We start from the raw sequence: 25,576 nt of genomic DNA on the forward strand, positions 1-25,576 counted from the left end.
ACCCGTCCCCAGGCGACCCGCTGGACCCGTTGCCAGACTGTCGTGGACCCCCTCACCGTCCAGCACCGGCGCGACGGCGTACCTGACACCCTGCGCGCCGAGGGGCAGCGATGAAAGCCACTTTCCAGCAGTTCGCATCGTTCAACGGGTGCATCAGGCTGCTGCTGATCAACCAGCTCGGCATCAATCTCGGCTTCTACATGCTGATGCCGTACCTGGCCAACCACCTGTCGTCCGGGCTGGGCATGGCCGCGTGGACGGTGGGCCTGGTGCTGGGCGTCCGCACCCTCAGCCAGCAGGGCATGTTCCTGGTCGGCGGCACCCTGGCCGACCGGCTCGGCTGCAAGCCGATGATCATCGCCGGCTGCGCGCTGCGCTTCGTTGGTTTCGCGATGCTGGGCCTGGTGGACGACCTGCCCGGCCTGCTCATCGCCTCGATTGCGACCGGGCTGGCCGGGGCGTTCTTCAACCCGGCCGTCCGCGCCTATGTCGCCGACCAGGCGGGCGAACGGCGCGTGGAGGCGTTCGCGATCTTCAACGTCTTCTACCAGGCCGGGATCTTCGTCGGCCCACTGGTCGGCCTGCTGTTGCTGTCGATGGACTTCCGCGCGGTCTGCCTCGTCGCGGCCACGGTGTTCGCGGTTCTGACGATCGTCCAGTCCCTGTGGCTGCCCGCCGCGCCGCCCGATCCGGGACCCGAATCGGGGAAGCGGGCCGGAACGTTCGGCAGTGTCGCGGCGGACTGGCGGCAGGTGGTCGGCAACCGGAGCTTCATGCTGTTCTCGGTGGCGATGATCGGCTCCTACGTCCTGTCGTCGCAGATCTATCTGGCGCTGCCATTGCAGGCCGCACACGTCCTCGGCGACGAGGCGGGACAGGCCGGCAGCACCGCGCTGTTCGCCATCTCCGCGATCGTCGCCGTCATCGGACAGGTCCGCCTGACCGCCTGGGCGAAGAACCGGTGGAGTTCGCACCGGGCTATCGTCCTCGGCCTGGCAATGATGAGCGCGGCGTTCCTGCCCTTGATACTCACCGCGCACCTGCGCCCGGCCGGACCGGTCGGGATCGGCGACGGACTCGCCTGGATGCTGCCGACCCTGGTCTCCACGATCCTGCTGACCGGCGGCACCATCCTGACCTACCCCTTCGAGATGGACACCATCGTCACGCTCGCCCGCGACCGGCTCGTCGCGACCCACTACGGGCTCTACAACACCCTGTCCGGCATCGGCATCACGCTGGGCAACCTCGGCACCGGCGCGGTCTGGGACCTCGGGGAAGCATGGAACCTGCCCGCGCTCCCCTGGATCGCCCTGGCCGCGACCGGAGCCGCCTGCACCACGGCGCTGGCCGCCCTCGCCCCCACCCTCGCACCCCACGGCGAAGCGGACCGCGCCGTCCACCCGCCGGCGTCCACCCCCGCGGTCAAGGAGCAGCAACCCCGATGAGCATCCAACTACCGATCACCTTCGACGACGTCGCACGCGCGGCCAGCGGGCTGGCCGATGTGGCCCACCAGACGCCGGTCTTCACCTCCCGTGCCCTCGACGAGCGCACAGGCGCGACAGTGTGGTGCAAATGCGAGAACCTCCAGCGGGCCGGATCGTTCAAATTCCGCGGCGCCTACAACGCCATCAGCCGCCTCACCCCCGGTCAGCGCCGCAATGGCGTCGTGGCCTTCTCCTCCGGCAACCACGCGCAGGCTGTGGCACTGGCGGCCAGAATGCTCGACACCACTGCGCTGATCGTCATGCCCGAGGACGCCCCAGTGGCCAAGCGCATGGCCACCCTCGCCTACGGCGCGGAGATCGTGACCTTCGACCGCTACACCGACGACCGTTTCGCGATCACCGACGCGCTCGCGGCCGACCGCGGCCTGACCTTGATCCCGCCCTACGATCATCCGGATGTGATCGCCGGGCAGGGCAGCGTCGCGATCGAGTTCCTCGGCCGGGTCGGCGGGCTGGACGCGCTGGTCGTCCCGATCGGCGGCGGTGCGCAACTGGCCGGATGCGCCACCGTGCTGGCCTCCCTCAGCCCCGAAACCCGCGCCATCGGCGTCGAAACAGAGGCGGGCGACAAGAACCGTCGATCACTGCGCGCCGGCACGCGCATTCGCATCCCGGTCCCGCGCACCATCGCCGATGGAGTGACCGGCGAGGTTCCCGGTGAACTCACCTTCGCCATCAACAGCCGCCATGTGGACGAGGTCATCACGGTCACCGACGCGGAGATCCTCGACGCCATGGTGTTCCTGTTCGACCGGATGAAACTCGTCGCCGAACCCACCGGCGCACTCGCCGTCGCCGCACTGCTCTCCGGCCGCCTGCGACTGCCCGGCCGGCGCGTCGGCGTCATCATCTCCGGCGGCAACATCGACACCGGACAGTTCACCAGGCTGCTTTCCTCGTCTCCGGCACACGCGGAAAGCGTTGCTTAACGCGCCCGTATGTCACCACCACGATCTCTGCTCGGCTGAAGCCGATGCTCTGGCAGGCAACGAATTCATGTTCAACACGCCCGATCTCCAAGGCTTGACCCTGGCCCCGTTTCGCGGGGTGCGCTATTGCCCGACCGCGGTATCGGATCTGGGGGCGGTGACCTGCCCGCCCTTGGATCTGCTGGAGATCGGAGCCTCGGCACAACTCCTGACCGCTGAACCACGCAATGCCGCGCGGCTGCTTCTCCCCAACAACGAACTGGCCGCCGCCGACCGCTACCGGCACGCCGCGCTCACGCTGCGGCGCTGGCTGGCCGACCAGACGCTCATCACCGACACTGAACCCACCTTGTACGTCTATTGAGCAACAAATCGCGCAAGGCGTCCTGCAACGAGGGCTCATCGGCGCGCTCGCCCTCCACGACGACAGCACCCGGACCATTTGCCCCCACGAAGACGTCTTCCCCGGCTTAGTTCAAGACCGACTGGCCTTCGTGGAAGCCATACAGGCGAACCTGGAACCCATCCTGCTCCTCTATCAGGGTGGCGGCTGCGCCTCACATATCGTCGACGACATCGCCGACAACAACAGGCCATTGTTCACCGCCAAGACCGTGAACAACGCCGCCCACCGCATATGGCGCCTCACCGACCGGACGCGGCTCTCAGCCATCGCCGACGACCTCACCGGACGGCGAGCGCTCATCGCCGACGGCCACCACCGATACAGGGCCTACCAGGCCCTGCAAGCCCGCCAACCAGCCGAAACAGACGGACCCTGGAACCGCGCCCTCGCACTACTCGTGGACTCGTCACAGCACCCACCCCAACTGAGCGCGATCCACCGCGTCATCGCACATCTCGCCCCACACGATGCGATCAACGCGGCCAAGCCGATACTCCAGATTCGATCACGGCGGCCGGCGGTGTCAGGTGGCGCCGAGGCTTCGCAGGACGAATGTGGTCACGCGGTCGATGGTCTCGTCCAGGTCCCGGGTGCCCTGGCCGAGCGGGTATCGCTCGGCGCCGAGGCAGGCGTGGACGAGGTGGGCGGTGCCGGCGGGGTCGCAGGGAGCGAACTCGCCGGCGTCCACGCCCTCTTGGATGATCTCGGTGAGGAGGCGTCCGAGCGGGCCGACGTGGGCGTGCATCTCCTTGTAGCCGTCCGGGCCGAGCAGGGTGGCGAGCTCTGGTCCGGCGGGCTGGGGGTGGGCGGCGAAGTCGGCGAGCTGCCGCCGGACGTAGACGGTGATCCGTTCGGTCGGCGCGGTCGCGTTCTCCAGGGCGCGGTGCAGTTCCTCGGTGAAGCGGGCCGTCTCGTGCTCGGCGTGCGCGATGAGGAGCGCGCGGACGTCGGCGAAGTAGTTGTAGACGACGCTGCGGTTGACCCCCGACCGTCCGGCGACCTCGGCCATGGACAGCTTGTCCACGCCGTCGGCGGTCATGATCTCCCGGACGGCGACGAGGATGCGCTCCCGCATGGCGGCACGGTGCTGATCGAGGGATCCGGTGATGCGGGGCACGCTGTGCATGCTAGGCGATTCCTTTCGTGCACACCTTTGACCAGGCAAGAGGCCATCCATTCAAAGGAACGTCTTGATACTACGTGACGTAGTACCAAGGTGTCTGTATGGTGGCGTCCGTGCCGACCGAGATCACGACGGACCCCGCAGAACCGGCCCCTGGCGTCGCGGCGGCGTGCGCGGCGCACGGCCTCACCCGCGGCTACCGGAACGCCGGACGCCTCGCCGTGGACGGCGTCTCGTTCAGCGCCCGGCACGGCGAGGTGTTCGGCGTTCTGGGCCGCAACGGCGCCGGAAAGACGACGCTCCTGCGGATGCTGGTCGGACTGCTGCGTCCGGCTGGCGGGACGGTGCGCATCCGTGGCGCCGAGGTGACCGGGCAGGCGGCCCGCGCCGCAGCCCATGTGGCGTACCTGCCGCAGAGCGAATCCGCACTGACGGACATGAGCGTGCGCACCGCGGTGGAGGCCACCGCCCGGCTGCGCGGCCTGTCTCGCGCCCACGCGCGCCGGCAGTCGGGGGCATTGCTCGCCGAACTGGGCCTGGAAGACCTCGCCGACGCCCGGATGGAACGGCTCTCGGGCGGCCAGCGCAGGCTCGCGGGGGTCGCCACCGCACTGGCCGGGCAGCGTCCCCTCCTGGTGCTGGACGAGCCCACCACCGGCCTGGACCTCGACTCCCGCCGCACGGTCTGGCGGGCACTGGACCGGCGGCGAGCCGACGGGACGGCCATCGTGCTGGTCACGCACAACGTCCTGGAGGCCGAGAGCGTCCTGGACCGTGTTCTCGTCCTCCACCAGGGGCGAACCGTCGCCTGTGACACCCCGGCACGGCTCAAGGAACGGTTCGGCGGCCTCGTCCGGCTCCAGCTGTCCTGGCGCCACACCCCGCCACTCACCCCCGCCGACCTCGGCGGAGATGTCCGCGACCACGAGAACCGGTGGTCGGTACGGCTCCCGGTGGAAGACGCGCGACGCACCCTGACAGAGATCCTTTCCGGGCCCGCCTACACGGCGCTCGACGACTTCAGCCTGACCCCGCCGAGCCTGGAGGACGTCCTCCTCTCCTGCGACACCGGCGAGGAGGCCCGATGACGTCCACGTCACGCTCCTTCACACCGGTGACCGCGACCATCGCCACCGTCCACACCGCCCAGCTCGGACGCGCCCGCGCGGGCGGCGGCGCCGTCGTCATCGTCGCGACCCTGCAGTCGCTGGCGATCCTCGCGCTGCTGCGCGGCATCGGCGGAACGGCCGGACAGGAGGCCCGCGCCGCAGTGGTGTCGGGGGCGACCCTGACGGTCGTCGCGTTCATCGCCTGGAACCTGCTCGCCCAGCGCCTCGCGGCCCTCAAGGCGGGCGGCGGACTGGACTACTACGGGACGCTGCCCGTCCGTCCCGCCGCGGTCGTCCTCGGATTCTGCACCTGCTACGCCACCTTCGCCGTCCCCGGCGTCGTCCTGACCGCGGCCGCCGGGATCGCCCTGTTCGGCCTCCCCGTCACCCACCTGTGGGTGCTGGTCCCGGCCGCGCTGTCCTCCGCCGTCGCGTTCGGCGGGCTCGGCGCGCTCAGCGGTCTGGCCCCGACCCGCCCGGAGACCGCCGCGCTCGCCGGCCAGCTCGGCCTGACCGCCGTGATGTTCGTCGGCCTGATCCCGCCCGGGCCGCTCCCGGACTGGCTGGCGGCGGTCCGCGCGGCCATGCCGCTCGCCTACGACATCGACGCCCTCGCGTCCGCGCTCACTCCCCACCCCGACTGGACGGGGATCACGCTGCGCCTCACCGGCTCGGCCGCGTTCGGCGCCTGCTGCCTCGCCGTCGCCGCCCGCTCGTACCGCACCGCCCTGAACCACTGAAACGCCTTGAACCACTGACAGGAGGACCCATGCCGCCCGACGCCACCCTGGCCACGCTGAGCAACAGCCTCACCGACGCCGCGACCGCCCTCTACCTGTTCGCCGCCCTGGCCTTCACGGCGATCTCCGCCTACCGCCGCACCACCGCTCCCGAGCCCGCCGCAGCCGAGCCCGCCCAGGTCCGCGAACGCGTCCTGGTCGGGGTGGGGGCCCGCACCGCAGATGGAGCACAGCCCTGGTCGGAGGGAGTGGAACCGCAGGACGGCGCGCTCGATCAGCACGCCGCCCCGCGCGGCTACTTTCTCCTGGCGACTGGCTACTCTCGGCCCTGCCGGTCCATTACGACGCCTCGACCGAAGTACCGGGGGCGGCGGCTGCACCGTGGCGACGGTGCTCCTCAGCTTTGGCACCCGAACTGGTTGAACCGCGAGGGCGGTCATGTTTGGCGCCCAGTGGCGTTTCCACCGGGCTGCCGGGGTGGGTGAGGGACCGCATTGAGGACGATGGCGGCGGCGTCTTCGGCGGATTGGCGGGCGAGTTGGGGCAGGACGCTGGTGTAGATGTCAGAGGCGATGGCGATCGAAGAGAGCCGCAGCGTCTCCTGCACGACTTTCATGTCGTATCCGGCGGCGAGGAGGAAGGTGGCGGCTCCGTGCCGCAGGTCGTGCAGCCGGACCGGTGGTAGTCCGGCTTCCATGGACAGCTGCTCGAACTGTTCGGTGACGTCGTTGGGGTCGACGGGTTCGCCGGTAGGTGTGGTGAACACGTATCCGGTCTCGGTCCAGGCGTCCCCTGCGGCGAGGCGTTCGGTGTTCTGCCGGGCCTTGTGCGCGCGCAGTTCCTTGATGGTGGCCGAGTCCAGGCTGATGGTGGCTTCACCGGCCGCGGTTTTGGGTTTGTCTTCGAAGGTGTCGGTGCCGATCTGGGTGATCTGCCACCAGATCGCCGCCGTCCCCTGGGTGAGGTCGAGGTCGGCCCATCGCAGCCCGCAGGACTCGCCGCGCCGTAGGCCGCGAAAGGCGATCAGGTGGTACTGGGCGTACAGCCGGTGGCGGCGTGCCCGGTCCAGGAACCGTTTGGTGAGAGCCGGGGTCCAGACCATCACGCGGGACGGGCGCGGGGCCCCGATGTAGGCGTCCTGCTTTGGGCGCCTTGCCGGAGGGCAGCTCGACCAGGGAGGCGACGTTGATGTCGATGAGGCGCTGCTTGACGGCCTTGTTCAACGCCGCCCGCAGCGTGGCACGGACCCGTTGCTTGGTGCCGGGCCGACCACGCGGCGTCCTTTGACTTTGGCGCGCAGCTTGGGGTCGGCGGATTCGCGGGCTTGGGTGATGACCTCGTTGAGCTCGTCGATGGCATCGAAGACGCCATCGACGTGGGAAGTCCCCTCGGGGCCCGGGACGGGCGTGACGGGCGGTGCGATGAACTGGGACCGCCCCGGCGGCCGCATCCCCGCCTGCTCGGCCAGCTCCCCCGCCGGCACTTCGCCGCCGCGATGGAGCCTCGCCATCCCCGTCTGAGGAGCGCCGAACAGGTACCTGGACAGGTAGTCCCCCGGGTGTTGTGAGGGCTCGTGAAAGCGAGAGTGAGTGAAGTGACGGCCAACGACCGTGCGGAACGGAGACTGATGACGTTGAACGGCTCGACGATCGCCATCCAGGCCGCGCACGAGATGCGCACCCCGCTTGCCGCGCTGCGACTGGAGTTGGAAGAAGCGCTGACCCATAGGGACGCTGCCGACCCCTTCATGGCACTGAAGGAAGCATTGCACAGCGCTGAGCGCTTGGAGAACACAATGGTTGCTCTGCTCCGGTTGCTCCAGCGTGATGCTTCCAGCCAAGCATGTGGGGAGCACCGTTGGCCAGAGCACGGGGAATCGGGCCCGACGGGCCCCTGACCGGCAGGGAAAGAACCCGGCGCTGTACCGACTTTCCGCCTTGCGGCCCGGCCGTTTGGCCGATGTGGCCAGCGACTGCAACAGCGTGACGTTGCACAATTCCTGCCGCACCGGCGCTGTTCTCCCGCCGCCTCAACGGCTGAACGACTCGCACGTACACTGGACGGCCAACTGAATCCGGGGCCAGCCGTGCAGTCTGGATGAAAGCGAAGATGAACTCACACACGGCAACCAGGCCAGGCAATCGCTCTGAACAGCCCGCTTTCAGTGCTGTTCCGGGGACGGTCACGGGAACTGTTCTATTCCGCCTGTGTTTCCCGCGGACGACAGTGCTCGGTTCTCATCCACCGCAATCCCGCACCCGTGCCCGGAAACCGGTCTCATTCCAGGCAAACACGTCAGCTCGCTCTCGCCCGACGCCTCCTCGGCCGAAGAAGAAGGCAGATGATCCCCATCACCGTGCAGGCGAATCCGCGCGAACAAAGGCGACCCGCCTTCGCCGCCCCCGACACCTCCGCCGAGCCCAGCGGCGGCAGGACCGACCACACCGACCCCCTCACGGCGCTGACCCAGGAGTTCGCCCCGCTCATCAGGTCGTGGCCGCTTACCACCTTCCGGCACGCCCGCCCTGGGCATGTGGTGGTTCGCGCACCCGTGACTACCGGAGGTATGGCGGTGAGAGTCACACGGCACGGCCGGCGGAGGGTGACCGGAGACTGTTTGAGCTTGACGTCAGTTTCAAGCGTTGCGTCCAGGCCATTGCCGCGTGGCCGGATCCGCTTCGTGTTCGCGATGACCGAACCCGCGGCGACCAGCTCCGACGCCATCAGCAGGAGGACGCCGGACGTCCAGGGACGGATCGCGTGATCGCCGCCGGGCTGATCGGCCTCGCCGCGGAGGAGGTCGCGGAGTGGATCGCCTCGCTGGGCATCGAGGCCGCCGGGCCGCTCAGGTTCGAACGGATCGGCTTCGGCCAGTCGAACCTGACGTTCCTGATCACCGATGCCGAGGGGCGCCGCTGGGTGCTGCGGCGCCCACCGCTCGGTCACCTTCTGGCCTCCGCGCACGATGTCGCCCGGGAGGCGCGCATCCTGTCCGCCCTCCAGGCCACAGACCTGCCGACGCCGAGGGTGTACGGGGTGCGTGACGTCGAGGACGCCCCGCTGGTCCTGATCGAGTTCGTCGACGGCCAGGTCGTCGACCGGCTGCCGGTCGCCGAGGGCCTGAGCCTCGAGCGGCGGCGTGAGATCGGCCTGTCGCTGGCCGGGACGCTGGCGCTGATCCATGCCGTCGACCTCGACGAGACCGGCCTGAGGGGGTTGTCCAGCCACAAGCCGTACGCGCAGCGTCAGCTCAAGCGATGGTCGCTGCAATGGGAGCGATCGAAGACCGGCGAGCTGCCACTGCTGGACGAGCTGACCACGCGGTTGACGGCGGCCGTCCCGGTCCAGCGGGAGCTGACCCTCGTGCACGGTGATTTCCACCTCGGCAATGTGATCATCTCTCGCCGGACGGGTTCGGTGACGGCCGTTCTGGACTGGGAACTGTGCACGCTCGGGGATCCGCTGGCGGACGTGGGCACCCTGCTGGCGTACTGGCCCGCGAACGGGGAGGCGTCCCTGGGCGGCCCGTCTCCGTGCATCCTGCCGGGCTTCCCGACCCGCGACGAGCTGGTCCAGGAGTACCTGGACCGCAGCGGACGGGACCCGGCGGCGCTCGGTTTCTGGCACGCGCTCGGCCTCTGGAAGACCGCGATCATTGGCGCCGGGGTGCTACGGCGTGCGCTCGAGGAGCCCCAGAACCGGGCCCAGGCAGGTTGCCCGAGTCAGGAGGAGATCGCGTCGCTGGTGGTCAGGGCCCACGACGTGGCGGCGGCGGCCGGGATATGACCCGAGGGGACCCGCTGGATCGACCCGGCGAGACGAAAGGAGAACGCCATGAACAACAGGGTCCGACTGGAGATCACGAGGCCTGGACCACGGCTGTCCCCGCCGGCGGAACGGCCGGGCCGATGCTGAAGCCGCGATTCACCGACATCGGCGACTGGGAACGTCTCGGCTCCCGGCGGGTCGCGACCAACGGGATCGAACTGCGGGTCGTGGAGCACGGAGATGGGCCCCTCATCGTCTTGTGCCACGGCTTCCCCGAGCTGGGTTTCTCGTGGCGGCACCAGGTCTTCGCGCTCGCGGGCGAGGGATACCGGACGATGACTCCCGACATGCGGGGGTACGGGGGCAGTTCCCGTCCGCCGCGCATCGAAGACTATGACGTGCCAACGGTCTGTGCGGACCTGGTCGGCCTACTGGACGACGTCGGCGCGGCAGACGCGATCTTCATTGGGCACGACTGGGGAGCCTCCGTCGTCTGGCACCTGGCCCTGGCCTACCCCGAGCGCGTGCGCGCCGTCGCCGGGCTGAGCGTGCCGGCCGTCGCCCGGGCTCCGGCCCCGCCCCTGTCGATCCTGCGCAGGCGTCACGGTGACGACTTCTATATGTGCTGGTTCCAGGAGCCGGGCGTCGCCGATCAGATCCTCGCCCGGAACGCACGCGGCGCCGTCTTCGCGGAGTACACGCGTGCGGCCGACTGGGCGGCGCTTCCAGACGCCCGGTCGGCGCGCCCCTCATGGTTGAGCGAGCCGGAGCTCCAGGTGTACCTCGACGCCTTCCGCATGACGGGCTTCGGCGGCGGCCTGAACTATTACCGGAACATCGACCGCAACTGGGCCAAGACCGAGCACCTGGACGGCCGTACGATCGACCGGCCCTCCTTCTTCCTCACCGGCTCCAAGGACCCGGTCGGGGCGTTCATGACCCCGCAGAAACTGGCCCGGGTGTTGACCGACCTGCGCGAGCACGTCGTCGTTGAGGGCGGCGGTCACTGGATCCAGCAGGAGCGTCCTGAAGAGGTCAACGCGGGGCTGATCCGCTTCCTTGCCTCGCTGCGGACCTGACCAGCCGGGTCGGCCGCGCGGCTGACCCAGATCCGGTTGAGGGCCTTCACCAGCCGCTCGAACGGGCCGGGCTACCCGGCGACGTGGGCCTCGTGCACCATCCCGCTGACCATCGAGGAGAGCGCGTGAGCCGTCACCAGCGGATCGACCCCGGCACCGGCTGCGCCGGTCTCCTGCAGAGGGCGGATCATCGAAGGTCACACCGTGGGAGGCCAAGGCGGTCCATCCGCTGGATCACATCCCCGCCGTGCCCGGAGGACATCAGCCCATGCCGTGCACGCGGCCTCGCGGCGGGCGCACGCGGCCGATGGTCTAGGACGTTCCGGACGTCCAGAGCAGGACCGTCCGGTTGTAGCGGCGGACGTCGATCTCCAGTTCCAGGCCCTCCACCGGCGGAGCGGTGTCGTGCCACATGAGGCCCTGCGACGGCGTGATCCCCTGCGCCGCCAGAACCTCTCGCTGGACCGCGTAGGCGACGTCGTGCGCGGAATAGAGGTGGATCGCGGCACCGGCCCAGTCCACATCAAGGGAGCGGATGTGGGTGTCGACGACGTCGACCACGCAGCGCGCCTTCTCAAGCAGGGCATCGGGGCCGGTCTCGCCGAGCCGTACGACGCCGGAGGGGAACTGCGCCGAGATCGGGAGCTCAGCGATGCCGGAGATGACGTACGAGACGAACGGCGACATCGCCGACACAGTGTAGGAGAACGCCCCGACCATCGGCTCCCGTGGCGCACCGGCAGACGGCGACACGTTCGTCCGGGTCAGCGGGGACAAACCGTCCCTGACCAGCTCCCAGTCGTCGAGCTTGGCCAGATAGGTGTCGTTGAAGGCGACGAACCTGTCGAGCGACAGCGTCTTCGGCAGCCGGAGCTCGACACCGCACAGGGCCGCGAGCGGACGGCACACGTCGTCGAGATGCCGACGGATGATCTCGAACCCCTCGGTGAGGGGCAGCGGCTCGGACAGCACCGCCTGTTCGATCGCCATACCCGGAAGGGCCTTGACCCCGCTGCTCGCAAACCTGAGGCCGGGCAGATAGGCGTACTGACCCGCTTCATTGCGCAACACCATGAGAGCACGCTATCCATCGGAGATCGACATTGCAAGCAAAAATCGATTTTCACGCCTTCAACCGAGCTACTTCGTGGGCGGGCGCCGCCGCACCCTGCCGGTCCGCCATGATCGACTCGATGATCGCTAGTCGATTTTATATTGAAAAATCGATAGCTGTGGGTTAGCTTCATCGCTCACCGGTTCGATGACTCGAAGAGCCCTGGCTGCCACGCGGCGGTCCGATCTTCATGAAGGGACGGCCATGGACACCAAGATCGGGCGCGCGAGCAGGGGGCGCCGGGCGACGACCATCCTCGCCATTGTGGCGATGACGGCGACCGCCGCCGGCTGTGGGGGAAAGGACGGCGTGGCCTCCGGAGAGGAAACCGCGTCGACGCCAGGCACCGTGAGCATCGGTGTCCTGGTCAATGCGAGCGGCCCCACCACGACCGGTGAGGAGAGCGCCCCCGTGATACTCAGGGCGTGGGCCGACGCCGTCAACGCCGCCGGCGGGGTGGCCGGACACCGCGTCCGGATGTCGATCGTGGACACGAAGGGCGACGCCCCGACCGCGACCGCGGCGGTCCAGCGGATGGCGCACGACAAGAGCGTCGTGGCGATGGCTCTCTACGATGCCTCGACCGAGGGCGTCGTCGCCGGAGCGATCACCAAGGTGGGGATTCCGGTGATCGGGGGCATGGGCTACGCCCCCACGGTGTGGGGCAAGTCGCCCGACTGGCTTCCGCTGACGACGTCGTTCCCGTCGGTGATCAACATGGGCATGATGCTGGCCAAGGAGATCGGCAGCACCAAGACGGTCTTCCCGGTCTGCGCGGAGAACTCCTCCTGCGCCGCGGCTGGACCGGTGGCGGAGAAGGCGAGCAAGGCGCTCGGCATGGGCTATGTGGGGACGCTGCCCCTGTCGGTGTCGGCGCCCGACTACACCGCCGCCTGTCTGAAGATCAAGGAGCGTGGCGTCGACTACGTCATGCTCGGCCTGACGACGACGGCGTCGATGCGGCTGGTGGCCAACTGCCGGACCCAGGGCTACAACGGCAAGTGGGGCCTCTTCGACGGTTCGGTCTGGCCGAAGGTCATGAAGGCCAACGACCCCGGGGTGCCGATCCAGATCGCGCTCAGCGCGTTTCCGTGGTTCGTCGACGACGCTCCCGTCACGGCCTACCGGCAGATGATGACCAACAGGCACGTCACCGAGAACGCATGGGGCACGCCGCACGGCACGTCCGCCTACGCGACCATGCAGCTCTTCAAGAAGGCCCTGGAGGCCGCGCGCCCGTCGCTGTCCGCGCAGGTCACCCGCAAGGGCGTCGCCACGGCGTACGGGACGATCCAGAACGAGACTCTGGACGGCCTCCTCCCGCAGCCGGTGACCTTCCGCCCCGGCCGGCCGCAGCAGCCGGTCAACTGCTACTGGCTGGCGACGTACGAACACGGGACCTTCTCCGGCGCCGAGCTCGGCAAGCCCGTCTGCGACCCGCCGGCGCTCACCGGCACCCACTAAGGCGGCGCGACGCGGATGTTCGTGCCACCGACCCCGGCTGAGGTCCAGAAGATCGCCCGGCGATTCGGGCTCCACCTCGACGACCAGGACGCCCTCGCCTACGCCGGCACCCTCACCGACCAGCTCGCGGCGCTGGAGGACTTCGCACAGGAGCGGATGGAGGAAGAGACTCCTCCGCTGCTGTTCCCCGAGCGCGGTCCCGGACACCGTCCATCACGGCGGGAGGACCGTTACAACGCCTGGCTGTGGCGGTGCGAGATCGGCGGCGGCGACGGACTCCTGGCCGGTAAGACCGTCTCGTTCAAGGACCACGTCGCCGTCGCCGGGATCCCCCTCACCTTCGGCACCGCCACGCTCGAGGGCTTCCGGCCGGACTTCGACGCCACCGTCGTCACCCGCGTGCTGGCGGCGGGCGGCGTCGTCGCCGGCAAGAACACCCACCACGGCTTCGCCGGACTACGGTCCGTCGGCGGCGGGCTGGGCGACTACTGGGACGCGGTCAACCCGCACGACCCGACTCGCCAGACAGGAGGCTCGTCCTCGGGGTCCGCGGTCGCGGTCGCGACCGGCGACGTCGACATCTCCTTCGGCGGAGACCAGGGCGGGTCGATCCGGCATCCGGCGGCTTACTGCGGCGTCGTGGGACACAAGCCCACTTTCGGGCTCGTGTCCCACATGGGCATCGCGTACGGCGGTGAGCCCAGCATCGATCACATCGGGCCGCTGGCGCGGACGGTCGAGGACGCGGCCCTCGCGCTGCAGGCGGTGGCCGGCTACGACGGCTACGACCCGCGGCAGGGCCGCGACGTGCCGGACACCCTCGACGTCCTCTCGGGACTGCGCGACGGCGTCTCGGGACTGCGCGTCGGCGTCCTGCGGGAGGGGTTCGCGGAACCGATCGACCCGCGGGTTCGCCACGGCGTCACGCGCGCGCTCGACCTCCTGCGCGCGGCAGGAGCCAAGGTCGTTGAGGTGTCGGCGCCCGAGCACGGGACCGTGCACGCGGCGGCCGGCGCCCTCCAGCTCGAGGGTTTCCGGATGATCCGCGAAACCGGGATCTTCGGCGGCGGCGCGCGCGGCTACTACCCGAGGTCGATCACCTCCGCCGTCGGCAGGATGTGGCAGGCGGACGGCGACCGGCTCGCCGCATACCTCAAGATGAGCTGGATCCTGGGCGAACTGTCGCGGCGCCGCTTCCACGGCGCCGTCTACGCCAAGGCGCAGAACGTGCGGCCGCGGTTCATCCGCGCGTACGACGCCGCCCTGCGCGAGGTCGACGTCCTCGCCATGCCGACCTGTATGACGCCGGCCCCGCCGCTGCCCGAGCCGCCGACGTTCGAGGAGGCCCGGCGGCGCGAGATCGACGTCCTCAAGCGGGTGGTGCCCGAATTCCGCAACCTCAGCCCCTTCAGCTACACGGGCCATCCAGCGCTCGCCGTCCCGGCGGGTGACATCGACGGCCTGCCGTATTCGGTGCAACTGGTGGGCCGCTGCTTCGACGACGCGCTGGTTCTGCGTGTAGGGCACTCGCTGGAGCAGCTCATCCGGTGGAAAGCGCGGCCCCTGACGCAGGGAAACGACCACCGGAAAGGAGACCGGGACGAATGACCCGATTCATGATCGTCAGGAGCTCTGAGGGCGCCGCCGTCGACGGCGTCTCATGGGCCTTCAAGGCCATCGGGAGCCAGACGCAGGGACGGTTCGACTTCATGGTGGGGCCGGTCGGCTACCTGACCGGCCCGCCGTTGCACGTCCATGCCGTCCAGGACGACACCTTCTTCGTCCTGGACGGCATGCTCACGATCCAGGTGGACGACGAGCTGTTCGAGCTCGGTCCCGGCGACTTCGCGAGCGTGCCGCCAGGAGTGGCGCACACGTTCGACAACGTGCACGCCGACCGGCCCACGGTCCGGGCGGTCAATCTGATGACCCCGGGGGGCCTGCACGACTTCTTCGCCGAGCGCGCGAGCCTGGGCGAGGCGGAGGAACCGGCCGCCCTGAAGCGCCTGGCGGAACGGTACGGAATGACGACGGTCGGGCCCCCGCTCCGCGCCAAACTGGGTCTGGGGTGACGATGTTCGTTCCCCCTACACCGGCCGCCGTCGCGGCCACTGCGGAACGCCTGGGCTTCAGGCTCGATGACAATGACGCCGCCGCCTTCCGCGACCTGCTGGTGGAACAGCTGGCCGCCCTCGACGCCTTCGTGCAGTCGAGGTCGGAGGAGCCACGGCCGCCGCTGCTGTTCCCCACCCGGTCCCCGGGCCGCAGACCCTCGGCCGGTGAGGACCCCCTCAACGTCTGGCTGTGGAAGTGCGACATCGGCGGGCTCACCGAGGGCCTGCTGGCCGGCCGGAGCGTGAGCTTCAAGGACCACATCGCGGTGGCCGGGATCCCCATGACCTCCGGCTCGTTCACGATGGAGGGATTCGTCCCCGACATCGACGCCACCGTGGTGACCCGCAGCCTCGCCGCGGGTGCCAAGGTCGTCGGCAAGAACGCCCTGGTCGGCGTCGGCTACCTCGGCGACTACTGGGAGGCGGTCAACCCGCACGACGCGGAGCGGATGACGGGCGGATCCTCCTCCGGCTCGGCCGCGGCGGTCGTCGCGGGCGAGGTCGACATCGCCTTCGGCGGCGACCAGCACGGGTCCGTGCGCATCCCGGCGGCCTACTGCGGGGCCGTCGGGCTCAAGCCCACCTTCGGCCTGATCTCCCATATGGGCGCCACCATGGCCGTCGCCAGCGGATCGGATCCGAGCATCGACCACCTCGGGCCGATCGCCCGGACGGTGCGCGACGTGGCGGTGGCGCTGCAGGTCGTCGCGGGTCATGACGGATACGACCCGCGGCAGGGGCGCGAGGTGCCCGACTCCGTCGACGTGCTGTCCGATCTGGACACCGGCGTCGAGGGATTGGCCGTCGGCATCCTGACGGAGGGCTTCGACGAGCCCATCGAGGCGGAGGTGCGCGACGGTGTGCGCAGCGCCGTCGAGGCCCTGACCCGCGCGGGCGCACGGGTCGTCGAGGTCTCGGTCCCCGAGCACCGCACGGTGCTCGGGGCGTCCTGGGCCCTGGACGCCGAAGGGATGCGCGCCCTCCGGGCAGCCGGTCCGTTCGGCGCCGGGACCCGTTCGTACTATCCACACGGGATGACGGTCGCGATCGACCAGGTCTGGCGGAACCAGGCCGACGCGCTGGCGGCGTACACCAAGTCGCTGCTGCTTCTCGGCGAGTTCGCGCGGGAAGAGTTCCACGGCGCGGTCTACGCGAAAGCGCACAACGTCCGGCCGGCGTTCGTCAGCGCCTACGACGCCGCGCTCGAACAGGTCGACGTGCTGGCGATGCCGACCTGCCTGGGAGTCGCGCCGCCGGTGTTCGAACGTCTCCCGTTCGCCGAGGGCTGGCGTCGGCAGGTCGGCGTCCTGCGGCAGGGGTTCGACGCCATGATCCGCAATACCGCGCCGTTCAACTACACCGGTCATCCGGCGATCGCGGTGCCCTGCGGCACGGTGGGGCGGCTTCCGATCAGCCTGCAGCTCGTCGGCCGCCGGTTCGACGAGTCCACCCTGCTTCGAGTGGCGCGGGCCTACGAAGTGCTCCATGGCTGATGGGCGCGCGAAGCCGGAGGCGCCTCCGGGCCCGGCCCCGGAGGCCGTCCGCGGGACCTGGCGGCTGGTGACGTACGTCGTGGAGAACGAACACGGCGAGCTCATCGACGAGCCGCTCGGCCCCGACCCGCACGGCCTCCTCGTGTACACGCCAGAGGGCCGGGTCGTCGTGCACCTGATGGCCGACGGCCGCGAGATGTGCGGATCGGCCCGTCCCGTCGACTGTCCGCCGGACCGCAAGCTCGCGGCGTACGACTCCCATCTCAGCTATGCCGGCTCCTACCGCCTCACCGGCGACCGGGTTTTCCATCACGTGTCGATCAGTTCGTTCCCCGACTATGTCGGCACCGAGCTGGAGCGCACGCTGAGGCTGGACGGCGACCGGCTGATGCTCAAGAGCACGCCGCAGGTGGTGCGCGGCCAGGTGCGGATCGCCGTACTGCGGTGGTCCCGTGAGAACGGAGACCGGTGATGCACGCCGCCCTGATCCCGGACCGGCGGGAACTGGAAGACCCCCGCGGGCGCTGCGTCGACGGCGCCGGCCTGCGCCTTGACAACGCGCAGTTCGCCGAGCGCGTGCGCGCGGCGAGCGCGCGGTTGGCCGGGCTCGGCGTCGGCCGTGGCACGGTCGTCGCCGTCATCCTGCCCAACCGTGTCGAGTTCGCCGTCGCCTTGTTCGCGGCGTGGCGGCTCGGGGCGGTCGTGACGCCGTTGAACCCCGCCCTAACCGCGGACGAATGCGCCTACCAACTCGCCGACTCGGGGACCGTGCTCGCGGTCGCCGACGCCGAGCGGGCCGACCGGATCCGCGCCGCGGTTCCGGTGGTCCTGGACCCGGCCGACCTCGACGGCGGTCCGGGCTCGGCACCGGAGCCGGTGGCCGACCTCGACGACCTGGCACTGCTGGTCTACACGAGCGGCACGACCGGGCGTCCCAAGGGGGTGATGCTCGGTCACGACAACATCGCCGCGATGGTGCGGATCTGGATCGACTGGCTCACGGTGACGACCGCCGACCGCTGCCTGCTGATCCTGCCGCTCTTCCACGTCAACGGCATCATGGTCAGCCTGGTCGGGCCGCTCGCCGCGGGCGCCTCCGTGGTCATCGGCGACCGGTTCGCAGCGGAACGGTTCTGGTCACAGGTCGAACGGGAGCGGCCGACCTACTTCTCGGCGGTGCCGACGATCCTGACCGCCCTCTGCGAGCTGCCGGACGCCACGACCCCCGACACCTCGTCCCTTCGTTTCGTCGCCTGCGGAGCGGCTCCGGCCACCGCGGCGCTGCTGCGCGCGTTCGAGGAGCGGTACCTGGCTCCGGTGATCGAGGGATACGGGCTCACGGAGTGCACGCTGGCGGCGACCATCAACCCGCTCGGCGACGGCCGGAAGGCCGGCACCGTCGGCCGGCCGCTCGACGGCGTCGAGGTGTCCGTGCTGGACGCGCGGGGAGCGATCCTCCCGGCGGGCGGCCGAGGCGAGGTCGCGATCCGCGGCGCCACGGTGATGCGGGGCTACCTCGGCCTCGATGAGGAGACGCGCCGCACCCTCGACGGCGGGTGGCTGCACACCGGCGACGTCGGGTACTTCGACGGCGACGGGTACCTCGTGCTGGCGGACCGTCTGAAGGACCTCATCATCTGGGGCGGGGAGAACATCTCTCCCAAGGAGGTCGAGAACGTCCTGCGGGCGCATCCGGCCGTGCTCGAGGCCGTCGTCGTGGGGCGTCCGCATTTCCGGTACGGGGAGGAGCCGGTCGCGTTCGTGGTGCTGCGCGGCGGCGCCCACTGCGGACCGGAGGAGCTGCTCGCCCACTGCGGCGAGCGGTTGGCCAGATTCAAGGTGCCGCGGGAGATCCGGATCGAGCGCCGACTGCCGACGAACGCCGTCGGCAAGCTCGTCAAGGGTCCACTTCGTGAACGGATGCGGTCGGAGAGCCGCACCCCTTCCCAATAAATCGATTTTCTTCTAGTCTATCGATACATCTTAGCGTCGCGAGTGTGTCGGCGTCCGCCGGGTCAGCGCTGACCGGACGGCCGTGCCGATCGCCTTGAGGGTCCGCGACGTCACGACCCCTGAGGAGGCGCGGTGTCTGTTCCGTCGTTGAGATCATCGGTGCCGCGACGTGTGTTCGGCCGGAGCGGCCGCGGGCTGGCCGCCATGGCCTGTATCGCCGCGCTGGCGTCCGGCGCCGTCGCCTGTGGGAGCGGCGGTGAGCAGAGCCCCAGCCCGTCCGGCCACAGCGCGGCGAAGCTGCGGATCGGTGTCCTGGCCAACGTCACGGGCCCGCTGCCCAGCGGCGAGGAGAACGCACCACCCGTCCTCAAGGCCTGGGCCAAGTACGTCAACGCCGACGGCGGCATCAGCGGTCACCAGGTCGAGATGGTGGTGGCCGACACCAAGGGAGACGCGCCGACGGCGACCACCGCGGCCCGCCGGATCGCCTCCGACAAGAGCATCGTCGCCGTGATCCTGTTCGACGCCGCTACCGAGGCCCTCATCGCCGACACCATCACGAAGGCCGGCCTGCCGGTGATCGGCGGGATGGGCTACGCGACCAACGCCTGGGGCAAGATGCCCAACTGGTTCCCGCTGACCACGTCGATCCCCTCCATCTTCAACATGGGCATGGTGCTGGGCAAGACGCTGGGCGCCCACACCACCGCCCTGACGATCTGCGCCGAGATCCCCGGCTGCGCGCAGGCCGGCCCGGTGGTGCAGAAGGCCAGCGAGAGCCAGGGGATGAAGTACGCCGGGACCCTGAAGATCTCCTCATCCGCGCCGAGCCACATGGCGGAGTGCCTGCGGATCAAGAAGGAGAACGTCGACTACGTCATGCTCGGAGCCGCCACCGCCACCGCGGCGCTGCGCGTGGCCAATGAGTGCGGGCAGCAGGGCTACACCGGACGATGGGGCCTGTTCGGCGGCGTGGTCGTGCCCAAGGCGATGCGCGAGAACGACCCGGGGGTCCGGCTCGACCTGGCGCTCAACTCCTTCCCGTGGTTCGCCGACGCGCCGCCGGTCCGGAGGTACCGGGACGTCATGTCCCAGCAGGGCGTCCCGGAGCCGGTCTGGGGCGACCCCCACAGCACCGCCGCCTACGCGACCGTGGAGCTCTTCCGCAAGGCGCTGCAGGACGCGGTGTCCGTGCTGCCCACCTCACCTGGCCGCCGGGACGTCATCGCCGCCTACGGCCGTGTGACGGACGAGAACCTGGGCGGCCTGCTCCCGCAGAAGGTCACCTTCCATGCCGGCCAGCCCGCGCAGCCGATTGCGTGCTACTGGTTCGGGAGCTTCAAGTCCGGCCAGTTCGGCGACGGAGACCTGGGCAAACCGGTGTGCGATCCCCCGCAGCTTCGCGCGGTGGCCAAGTGACGCCGCGCAACCGGGAGACATCGTGAACGCGGCTGACCTTCTGCCCTTCATCGTCAGCGGCATCGTGGTCGGTACCGTCTACGGCCTGGCCGCCGGCGGGCTGGTACTCACCTACAAGACCTCTGGCATCTTCAACTTCGGCCACGGCGCGCTGGCCACGGCCGCCGCCTACGCCTTCTACTCGCTGCACGTCGTTCACGGCGTCGCCTGGCCGGTGGCGCTGATCCTGTCCGTGCTCGTCCTGGGGCCTGGCCTCGGCCTGCTCATGGAGCGGTTCGCGGCGAAGCTGGCGCCGCAGCCGACCACTTTCAAGATCGTGGGCACCATCGGCCTGGTGCTGGTCGTGCAGGGCGTCGCCGTCCTCACGTACGGGACCACCACGATCCGGGTGAAGCAGTTCCTGCCAGGTGCCGGTCGCTCGTTCGCCGTGCTGGGCGTGGTCGTCAGCTACGACAAGGCGATGATCGCAGCGGTGGCGCTGGCCTCAGTCGCGGCGCTGTGGGCCTTCTTCCGCCGGTCGCGCACGGGGCTGGCGATGCGCGCCGTCGTTGACGACCCGGCGTTGCTCGCGATGCGGGGGACCGACGCGGTGCGCGTGCGGCGCGCCGCCTGGATCATCGGCTCGACGTTCGCCGCGCTGTCCGGAGTGCTGATCGCACCGCTCATCGGCCTCGATTCGATCCTGCTCACGTTCATGGTGGTCCAGGCGTTCGCCGCCGCGGTCATCGGGCGTTTCTCCAACATCCCGCTGACGCTGGTCGGCGGCATCGTGGTCGGCATCGCGGCGAGCGTGGCCGAGAAGTACGCGCTGGGCACGAGCTGGCTCTCCGGGCTGCCGGCTTCGGTGCCCTTCCTGATCCTTTTCGTCGTGCTGCTCATCCGCGGCCGTACGCTTGTGTCACCGCGGGTGCGCACACACGTCCGGCCGTCGAGCCCCTACCGCGCGCCGGGGTGGGTCCGCGCCATCGCCGGAGCGGTGGTCCTGGTACCGCTGCTGGTCGTGCCCGAACTCGTGGGAGACCGGCTGTCGTTCTTCACGACCGGGCTGGCGACAGCCCTCATGCTCCTGTCCCTCGGGCTCCTCGTACGCACATCGGGTCAGGTGTCACTGTGCCACTCGGTCTTCGCCGCAATCGGCGCGGTGGCCTTCTCCCAGCTCCATCTCGATCTGGGCCTGCCCTGGCTCGTCGCGGTCCTGCTGGGTGCCCTCGTCGCCGTCCCCATCGGAGCGCTGGTCGCGATCCCGGCGATCCGGCTCTCAGGCCTGTTCCTGGCGCTGGCGACCTTCGGGTTCGGAATCCTCGTCCAGCAGTTGCTCTATCCGCAGACCTGGATGTTCACAAGCTTCGCCCAGGGACGGGAGATGCCCCATCCGTCCTTCGCCGAAGAGCCCGAGCAGTTCTACTACGTGGTGCTCGCCGCGCTGTTTCTCACCGCGCTGACGGTCGTCCTCATCGAGCGGAGCCGGCTGGGGCGCATGCTGCGCGGCATGGCCGGCTCACCCGAGGGCGTGTCCGCCATGGGCTTGAGCACATCCGTCACGCGGGTCACGGTGTTCTGCGTCTCGGCTTTCCTCGCCGCCATCGCCGGGATCCTGCTCGGCGTCGAGCGCAACTTCGCGACGGGCGGCGACGCCTTCTTCGGGTCCTACAACTCGCTGATCCTGCTGGCCATGCTGGCCCTCGCGCCCTTCGCGGAGCCTTGGTACGCGCTGCTGCCCGCCATCGGGGCGGTCGTTCCGGGCTACTTCACGGGCGCCGACACCACCTCGTGGCTCAACATCATCTTCGGTGTGTCGGCCGTTCTCGTCTCCATGGCCGGGGGCAACCCGACGATGCCCACCCGGTGGCGGGCGAGGCTGGATCGCCTGGCATGGAGAAGGGGCGGCTCAAGTCGGCCTGCCCCCGCCGCGCTGCCGCGCGTCCGCGAGGAAGGGGACCGCGCCGCGGGCCTGGAGGTGCGCGAGCTTACCGTCAGGTACGGCGGGCTGATGGCCGTCCACGGGCTCAGCCTCGACGCGCCGATGGGGAAGATCACCGGCCTGATCGGCCCCAACGGCGCGGGCAAGACGTCGACCTTCGACGTGTGCAGCGGGTTCAACCGCCGCCACGGCGGCAGGGTCCTCCTGCACGGCTCGGATGTCACTGGGCGGTCGGCGGCCGCCCGCGCCCGTAACGGACTGGGCCGTACGTTCCAGTCCGTCGAGCTCTGCGACACGCTGACCGTGCTGGAGAACGTCCGCCTCGGTCATGAGGCCGGGCAGGCAGGTGCCAACCCGCTGGCCCAGATCGTGGCCGGGCCGGTCGCCTGGCGGACGAGCCGACAGCGGGCCGCCGCGGCGCTGGAGCGTTGCGGTCTGACCCACCTCGCCGGAACGCCGGCCGGGGAGCTGTCGACCGGCCAGCGGCGGCTCGCCGAGCTGGCGCGATGTCTGGCCGGAGGGTTCGACGTACTGCTTCTGGACGAGCCGTCGGCGGGCTTGGACCCGGACGAGACCGCCCGCTTCGGCGACCTCGTGCTGAGCGTCGTCCAGGAGACCGGTGTCGGCGTCCTGCTCATCGAGCACGACATGGCGCTGGTGATGCGCCTCTGCGGATACCTGTACGTCCTGGACTTCGGGGAGCTGATCTTCGAGGGGACGCCCGCGGCGGTGGCCGCGAGCCCGGTCGTCCAGGCTGCCTACCTCGGCTCGGACGTCGCCGTGGAACGCGTTGACGAGAACACGCGAAGGAGCTGAACAGCGTGACCGATACACCGGCGCTGGAGGTCCGTCGCCTGACGACCGGCTATGGCGAGTCGACGGTGCTGCGGGATCTGTCGCTCACGGTGCCGGCCGGCGGCGTGGTCGCGCTGCTCGGCCCGAACGGTGCCGGCAAGACGACGCTGCTGAGAGCCGTCTCGGGCCTCCTGCCCGCCCAGAGCGGCCAGGTTCTCATGGGCGGGCGCACGATCACGAACATCCGCGCGCACGAGCGGGCGCGGGCCGGGGTGTGCCACGTCCCGGAGGGCGGCGGGATCTTCCCGAGCCTGACCGTGCGGGAGAACCTGGTCATGCAAGCGATCCCGGGTGGGGAGGCGGAGGCCACGGAGCGCGCCGTCGCGGCCTTCCCCATCCTCGGCGATCGGCTGCGCCAGCGGGCGGGGACGCTCAGCGGCGGGCAGCGGCGAATGCTCGCCATCGCCGCCGCCCATGTGCGCAACCCCGCCCTGCTCCTGGTGGATGAGGCGTCCCTCGGGCTGGCGCCCATCGTCGTCGAGGAGATCTTCGACTTCCTGCGCAGGCTCGCGGCCGACCGTGCCGCGATCCTCATCGTCGACCAGTTCGCCGTTCGGGCGCTGGAGTTCGCCCAGTCCGCGTACGTCCTGCGGAAGGGCGAGATCGTCTTCGACGGCGGAGCGGAGGACCTGCTGGGCTCCGACCTGTTCTCCCACTATCTGGGGGCCCCGCCGATTCCCGGCGCCGACCTCGGTCGGCCGCGACCATGACGTGCGGTGCCGGCGCGGTCAGGCGTGATCGGGCTGCGCGTCGGCGGCGGGGGTCAGGACCGGCCGGGGCGCTCGGCAGGACGATCCTCCGGTTCACCGGTCTCCTGGAAGGCGGTCAGCAGATGGTTCGTCGTGCGCTGGATGTGCTCAGTGATCAGCTTGACGCCGAGCTCCGCGTCGTGGGCGATGGAGGCGTCCATCATTTGGCGGTGCTCCCGGGACGGTTCACGCTTGGACCGGCTCGCCCCCAGGCTGACCGACCAGTGCCGGTACAACTCGGCCGCGTCGAAGAGCTGCTGGCGCAGCTGCTTGAGCAGCGGGCTCGTGCATGCCGAGGCGAGCGCGGCGTGGAAGTCCGAGTGCGCCCGCATCCACGCGTAGTTGGGCTCGTCGGTCACAGTGCCGGGCGGGCGCACCGTGCCCTCCAGGCGATGGTGGGCGGCGACGACCTCCGACTCCCAGGCCAGGTCGCCCTTGGCGATCGACTCGCGCAGCGCCAGGGTTTCGATCTCGATACGGACGCGGGTGAGGTCGACGAGGTCGTCCACGGACAGCGGCCAGACGCTGAAACCCTGCTGCGGGCGGGACTTGACGAGGCGTTCCGCCGCCAGGCGCGTGACGGCCTCGCGCACGACGGACAGGCTCACGCCCTGCGCCTTGCAGATCTCGCCGAGGTGCAGGCGCTGCCCTGGGCGCAGCCGGCCCATGCAGATGTCGTCTTTGACCGCGCCATAGACGTTGTTGACCAACGTCGGGCCCTGTGTGTTTCGAGGCATCGTTGGATCATCGTATCACCCCCCCACTCATCGAGATATTAAAAGATATCGATTCTATTTAACTTATCGTTTCTCTGGTCTAAAATCGATCAAACGGTCAGGGTGACCGCCCGAGAGGCTGCGGAGGGTGAAGTGCGCGTTGCGAACCTGGCGGGACGTCTGGTGCTCCTGGCAGAACAGGGGGCGCTGGACGTCGCTACGGCCTCCGGCGGGCGCCTGCCGTCGGACCCGCAGAAGGCGTTTGACCGCTGGGCGGAGTTGCGGGCCTGGGCTGAGGTGGCCGAAGGCGACCCGATTCCCGTCGACGATCAGCGGCTGGGTCCCCCCGTGCCCCGCCCGCGGCAGGTGTTCGCGATCGGCCTGAACTACGCCGGCCACGCCGCCGAGTCCGGGGTGGCGACGCCGGAGTTCCCGTCGGTGTTCACCAAGTTCCCGACGAGCGTCGGGTCGCCACGCGGCACGATCGACCTACCCAGCGCTCATGTGGACTGGGAGGTCGAACTGGTCGCGGTGGTCGGGCGGACGGCGCGGCACGTCGGGGACGCCGACGGCTGGTCGTATGTGGCCGGTCTGACCGTCGGGCAGGACCTGTCGGAACGCCGGGTGCAGCTGCGCCCGCCCGTACCCCAGTTCTCGCTGGGAAAGTCCTTTCCGGGCTTCGGCCCGATCGGCCCCGAACTCGTGACACCCGACGAGTTCGACGACCCCGACACCCTCGCGATCGGCTGCGAGGTCAACGGCGAGAGCGTGCAGTACGGGACGACCGGGGACCTTGTCTTCTCGATACCGCGGTTGATCAGCTGCTTGTCGTCGGTCGTCACGCTTCTCCCCGGCGATCTGATCTTCACCGGGACGCCGGCGGGCATCGGGGCGACCCGCGAACCACCGCGCTATCTGCGTGACGGGGACGAGCTGACCTCCTGGATAGAGGGCATCGGCCGGATGCGGCACCGCTTCCGCGCGAGCGCTCCGTCCGGTCTCGCGCCCGCGGCGGGCGTACCGCCCCGCTGACCGCCGTCCCCGGTGTGTGCCGGCACGGGCCCGTGGCGATGGCCGGGGACCGCGGTCGGCTGAATCACCTTCCTGAGCAGT

The 25,576-nt window shown here is 69.9% G+C and carries 24 protein-coding genes and 1 pseudogene; 20 read left to right on the forward strand and 5 right to left on the reverse strand.

What is annotated here, in order from left to right:
• Positions 1-110: 110 nt before the first annotated feature.
• From ETD83_RS05430 to ETD83_RS45855, 4 genes and pseudogenes are all read left to right on the forward strand, one after another.
• Entirely contained in the window at positions 111-1,448 is a 1,338-nt protein-coding gene (locus tag ETD83_RS05430) for an MDR family MFS transporter (RefSeq protein ID WP_138643936.1), read from the forward strand.
• Positions 1,445-2,440, forward strand: a complete 996-nt coding sequence (locus tag ETD83_RS05435) for a pyridoxal-phosphate dependent enzyme (RefSeq protein ID WP_138643937.1) — start codon at positions 1,445-1,447, stop codon at positions 2,438-2,440. Before ETD83_RS05430 ends, ETD83_RS05435 begins: the two co-directional genes overlap by 4 nt.
• Positions 2,433-2,804, forward strand: coding sequence for a DUF1015 family protein (locus tag ETD83_RS05440; RefSeq protein ID WP_171064028.1), 372 nt, complete (start codon positions 2,433-2,435; stop codon positions 2,802-2,804). The genes ETD83_RS05435 and ETD83_RS05440 overlap by 8 nt, the downstream gene beginning before the upstream one ends.
• Positions 2,805-2,841: 37 nt before the next feature.
• Positions 2,842-3,276: pseudogene (locus ETD83_RS45855) on the forward strand (DUF1015 family protein); the annotation flags it as partial.
• A 93-nt stretch (positions 3,277-3,369) separates the two neighbouring features.
• Here the strand turns inward: ETD83_RS45855 and ETD83_RS05450 are convergent.
• Entirely contained in the window at positions 3,370-3,972 is a 603-nt protein-coding gene (locus ETD83_RS05450) for a TetR/AcrR family transcriptional regulator (RefSeq protein ID WP_171064029.1), read from the reverse strand.
• A gap of 110 nt (positions 3,973-4,082) precedes the next feature.
• Here ETD83_RS05450 and ETD83_RS05455 point away from each other — a divergent pair, with 110 nt between their 5' ends.
• From ETD83_RS05455 to ETD83_RS05465, 3 genes are read left to right on the forward strand one after another with little or no spacing between them, the layout of a single operon-like run.
• Complete coding sequence (locus ETD83_RS05455; protein ID WP_205717506.1) at positions 4,083-5,057, forward strand: ABC transporter ATP-binding protein; 975 nt, start codon at positions 4,083-4,085, stop codon at positions 5,055-5,057.
• The gene (locus tag ETD83_RS05460) at positions 5,054-5,818 is read left to right on the forward strand and encodes an ABC transporter permease (protein WP_138643941.1); all 765 of its coding nucleotides are present in this window, start codon (positions 5,054-5,056) and stop codon (positions 5,816-5,818) included. The genes ETD83_RS05455 and ETD83_RS05460 overlap by 4 nt, the downstream gene beginning before the upstream one ends.
• Before the next feature lie 29 nt (positions 5,819-5,847).
• Positions 5,848-6,303, forward strand: coding sequence for a hypothetical protein (locus ETD83_RS05465; protein WP_138643942.1), 456 nt, complete (start codon positions 5,848-5,850; stop codon positions 6,301-6,303).
• Here ETD83_RS05465 and ETD83_RS05470 read toward each other — a convergent pair.
• Both ETD83_RS05470 and ETD83_RS05475 read right to left on the reverse strand, forming a co-directional pair.
• Positions 6,255-6,920, reverse strand: a complete 666-nt coding sequence (locus tag ETD83_RS05470) for a site-specific integrase (protein WP_138643943.1) — start codon at positions 6,918-6,920, stop codon at positions 6,255-6,257. The two genes, ETD83_RS05465 and ETD83_RS05470, sit on opposite strands and share 49 nt — an antisense overlap.
• 117 nt (positions 6,921-7,037) lie before the next feature.
• Positions 7,038-7,328, reverse strand: coding sequence for a hypothetical protein (locus tag ETD83_RS05475; protein WP_138643944.1), 291 nt, complete (start codon positions 7,326-7,328; stop codon positions 7,038-7,040).
• An 84-nt stretch (positions 7,329-7,412) separates the two neighbouring features.
• Here ETD83_RS05475 and ETD83_RS05480 point away from each other — a divergent pair, with 84 nt between their 5' ends.
• The 3 genes from ETD83_RS05480 to ETD83_RS05490 all read left to right on the forward strand — a co-directional run bounded on the left by ETD83_RS05480 (position 7,413) and on the right by ETD83_RS05490 (position 10,665).
• The gene (locus tag ETD83_RS05480; RefSeq protein WP_138643945.1) at positions 7,413-7,715 is read left to right on the forward strand and encodes a histidine kinase dimerization/phospho-acceptor domain-containing protein; all 303 of its coding nucleotides are present in this window, start codon (positions 7,413-7,415) and stop codon (positions 7,713-7,715) included.
• 863 nt (positions 7,716-8,578) lie between these two features.
• Positions 8,579-9,604, forward strand: a complete 1,026-nt coding sequence (locus ETD83_RS43520) for a phosphotransferase family protein (RefSeq protein ID WP_205717507.1) — start codon at positions 8,579-8,581, stop codon at positions 9,602-9,604.
• 122 nt (positions 9,605-9,726) lie between these two features.
• Entirely contained in the window at positions 9,727-10,665 is a 939-nt protein-coding gene (locus tag ETD83_RS05490; RefSeq protein ID WP_138643946.1) for an alpha/beta fold hydrolase, read from the forward strand.
• A gap of 312 nt (positions 10,666-10,977) precedes the next feature.
• Here the strand turns inward: ETD83_RS05490 and cnbZ are convergent, their stop codons facing one another.
• The gene (gene cnbZ / locus ETD83_RS05495; protein WP_138643947.1) at positions 10,978-11,739 is read right to left on the reverse strand and encodes a 2-amino-5-chloromuconate deaminase CnbZ; all 762 of its coding nucleotides are present in this window, start codon (positions 11,737-11,739) and stop codon (positions 10,978-10,980) included.
• Between the two features lie 244 nt (positions 11,740-11,983).
• On the opposite strand from cnbZ, the gene ETD83_RS05500 reads away from it, so the two are divergent.
• The 9 genes from ETD83_RS05500 (at position 11,984) to ETD83_RS05540 (ending at position 23,708) form a co-directional block, all read left to right on the forward strand.
• Positions 11,984-13,243: an ABC transporter substrate-binding protein gene (locus ETD83_RS05500; protein WP_171064030.1), complete on the forward strand. Its 1,260-nt coding sequence runs from the start codon at positions 11,984-11,986 to the stop codon at positions 13,241-13,243.
• A gap of 15 nt (positions 13,244-13,258) precedes the next feature.
• Entirely contained in the window at positions 13,259-14,851 is a 1,593-nt protein-coding gene (locus ETD83_RS05505) for an amidase family protein (protein ID WP_138643949.1), read from the forward strand.
• The gene (locus ETD83_RS05510; protein ID WP_138643950.1) at positions 14,848-15,315 is read left to right on the forward strand and encodes a cupin domain-containing protein; all 468 of its coding nucleotides are present in this window, start codon (positions 14,848-14,850) and stop codon (positions 15,313-15,315) included. Before ETD83_RS05505 ends, ETD83_RS05510 begins: the two co-directional genes overlap by 4 nt.
• Before the next feature lie 2 nt (positions 15,316-15,317).
• The gene (locus ETD83_RS05515; RefSeq protein ID WP_138643951.1) at positions 15,318-16,850 is read left to right on the forward strand and encodes an amidase family protein; all 1,533 of its coding nucleotides are present in this window, start codon (positions 15,318-15,320) and stop codon (positions 16,848-16,850) included.
• Positions 16,843-17,322, forward strand: a complete 480-nt coding sequence (locus ETD83_RS05520) for a lipocalin-like domain-containing protein (protein ID WP_138643952.1) — start codon at positions 16,843-16,845, stop codon at positions 17,320-17,322. Before ETD83_RS05515 ends, ETD83_RS05520 begins: the two co-directional genes overlap by 8 nt.
• The gene (locus tag ETD83_RS05525) at positions 17,322-18,803 is read left to right on the forward strand and encodes a class I adenylate-forming enzyme family protein (protein WP_138643953.1); all 1,482 of its coding nucleotides are present in this window, start codon (positions 17,322-17,324) and stop codon (positions 18,801-18,803) included. The genes ETD83_RS05520 and ETD83_RS05525 overlap by 1 nt, the downstream gene beginning before the upstream one ends.
• Before the next feature lie 159 nt (positions 18,804-18,962).
• Positions 18,963-20,222: an ABC transporter substrate-binding protein gene (locus ETD83_RS43525; protein ID WP_138643954.1), complete on the forward strand. Its 1,260-nt coding sequence runs from the start codon at positions 18,963-18,965 to the stop codon at positions 20,220-20,222.
• Between the two features lie 22 nt (positions 20,223-20,244).
• A complete protein-coding gene (locus tag ETD83_RS05535; RefSeq protein ID WP_205717508.1) occupies positions 20,245-22,959 on the forward strand; it encodes an ABC transporter permease subunit in 2,715 nt (904 codons plus the stop codon).
• A gap of 5 nt (positions 22,960-22,964) precedes the next feature.
• On the forward strand, positions 22,965-23,708 hold the full coding sequence (locus ETD83_RS05540) for an ABC transporter ATP-binding protein (RefSeq protein ID WP_205717509.1): 744 nt from the start codon (positions 22,965-22,967) through the stop codon (positions 23,706-23,708).
• A 53-nt stretch (positions 23,709-23,761) separates the two neighbouring features.
• Here ETD83_RS05540 and ETD83_RS05545 read toward each other — a convergent pair whose 3' ends face one another.
• Positions 23,762-24,484 carry a GntR family transcriptional regulator gene (locus tag ETD83_RS05545; protein WP_138643957.1) on the reverse strand — a complete coding sequence of 241 codons (723 nt, stop codon included), beginning with the start codon at positions 24,482-24,484 and terminating at the stop codon, positions 23,762-23,764.
• Between the two features lie 132 nt (positions 24,485-24,616).
• On the opposite strand from ETD83_RS05545, the gene ETD83_RS05550 reads away from it, so the two are divergent.
• The gene (locus ETD83_RS05550; protein WP_138643958.1) at positions 24,617-25,495 is read left to right on the forward strand and encodes a fumarylacetoacetate hydrolase family protein; all 879 of its coding nucleotides are present in this window, start codon (positions 24,617-24,619) and stop codon (positions 25,493-25,495) included.
• Positions 25,496-25,576 lie beyond the last annotated feature (81 nt).

The organism is Actinomadura soli (assembly GCF_005889715.1).
Taxonomy (GTDB): domain Bacteria; phylum Actinomycetota; class Actinomycetes; order Streptosporangiales; family Streptosporangiaceae; genus Spirillospora; species Spirillospora soli.

Bases quoted from the DNA above. Each gene is read 5' to 3' on its own strand.
- ETD83_RS05520 (WP_138643952.1), top strand. From the start codon at position 16,843: ATGGCTGATGGGCGCGCGAAGCCGGAGGCGCCTCCGGGCCCGGCCCCG.
- ETD83_RS05545 (WP_138643957.1), bottom strand. From the start codon at position 24,484: ATGCCTCGAAACACACAGGGCCCGACGTTGGTCAACAACGTCTATGGC.
- cnbZ (WP_138643947.1), bottom strand. From the start codon at position 11,739: ATGGTGTTGCGCAATGAAGCGGGTCAGTACGCCTATCTGCCCGGCCTC.
- ETD83_RS05450 (WP_171064029.1), bottom strand. From the start codon at position 3,972: ATGCACAGCGTGCCCCGCATCACCGGATCCCTCGATCAGCACCGTGCC.
- ETD83_RS05475 (WP_138643944.1), bottom strand. From the start codon at position 7,328: ATGGCGAGGCTCCATCGCGGCGGCGAAGTGCCGGCGGGGGAGCTGGCC.
- ETD83_RS05430 (WP_138643936.1), top strand. From the start codon at position 111: ATGAAAGCCACTTTCCAGCAGTTCGCATCGTTCAACGGGTGCATCAGG.
- ETD83_RS05435 (WP_138643937.1), top strand. From the start codon at position 1,445: ATGAGCATCCAACTACCGATCACCTTCGACGACGTCGCACGCGCGGCC.
- ETD83_RS05515 (WP_138643951.1), top strand. From the start codon at position 15,318: ATGTTCGTTCCCCCTACACCGGCCGCCGTCGCGGCCACTGCGGAACGC.
- ETD83_RS05460 (WP_138643941.1), top strand. From the start codon at position 5,054: ATGACGTCCACGTCACGCTCCTTCACACCGGTGACCGCGACCATCGCC.
- ETD83_RS05525 (WP_138643953.1), top strand. From the start codon at position 17,322: ATGCACGCCGCCCTGATCCCGGACCGGCGGGAACTGGAAGACCCCCGC.
- ETD83_RS05500 (WP_171064030.1), top strand. From the start codon at position 11,984: ATGGACACCAAGATCGGGCGCGCGAGCAGGGGGCGCCGGGCGACGACC.
- ETD83_RS05505 (WP_138643949.1), top strand. From the start codon at position 13,259: ATGTTCGTGCCACCGACCCCGGCTGAGGTCCAGAAGATCGCCCGGCGA.
- ETD83_RS05470 (WP_138643943.1), bottom strand. From the start codon at position 6,920: ATGGTCTGGACCCCGGCTCTCACCAAACGGTTCCTGGACCGGGCACGC.
- ETD83_RS05465 (WP_138643942.1), top strand. From the start codon at position 5,848: ATGCCGCCCGACGCCACCCTGGCCACGCTGAGCAACAGCCTCACCGAC.
- ETD83_RS05490 (WP_138643946.1), top strand. From the start codon at position 9,727: ATGCTGAAGCCGCGATTCACCGACATCGGCGACTGGGAACGTCTCGGC.
- ETD83_RS05510 (WP_138643950.1), top strand. From the start codon at position 14,848: ATGACCCGATTCATGATCGTCAGGAGCTCTGAGGGCGCCGCCGTCGAC.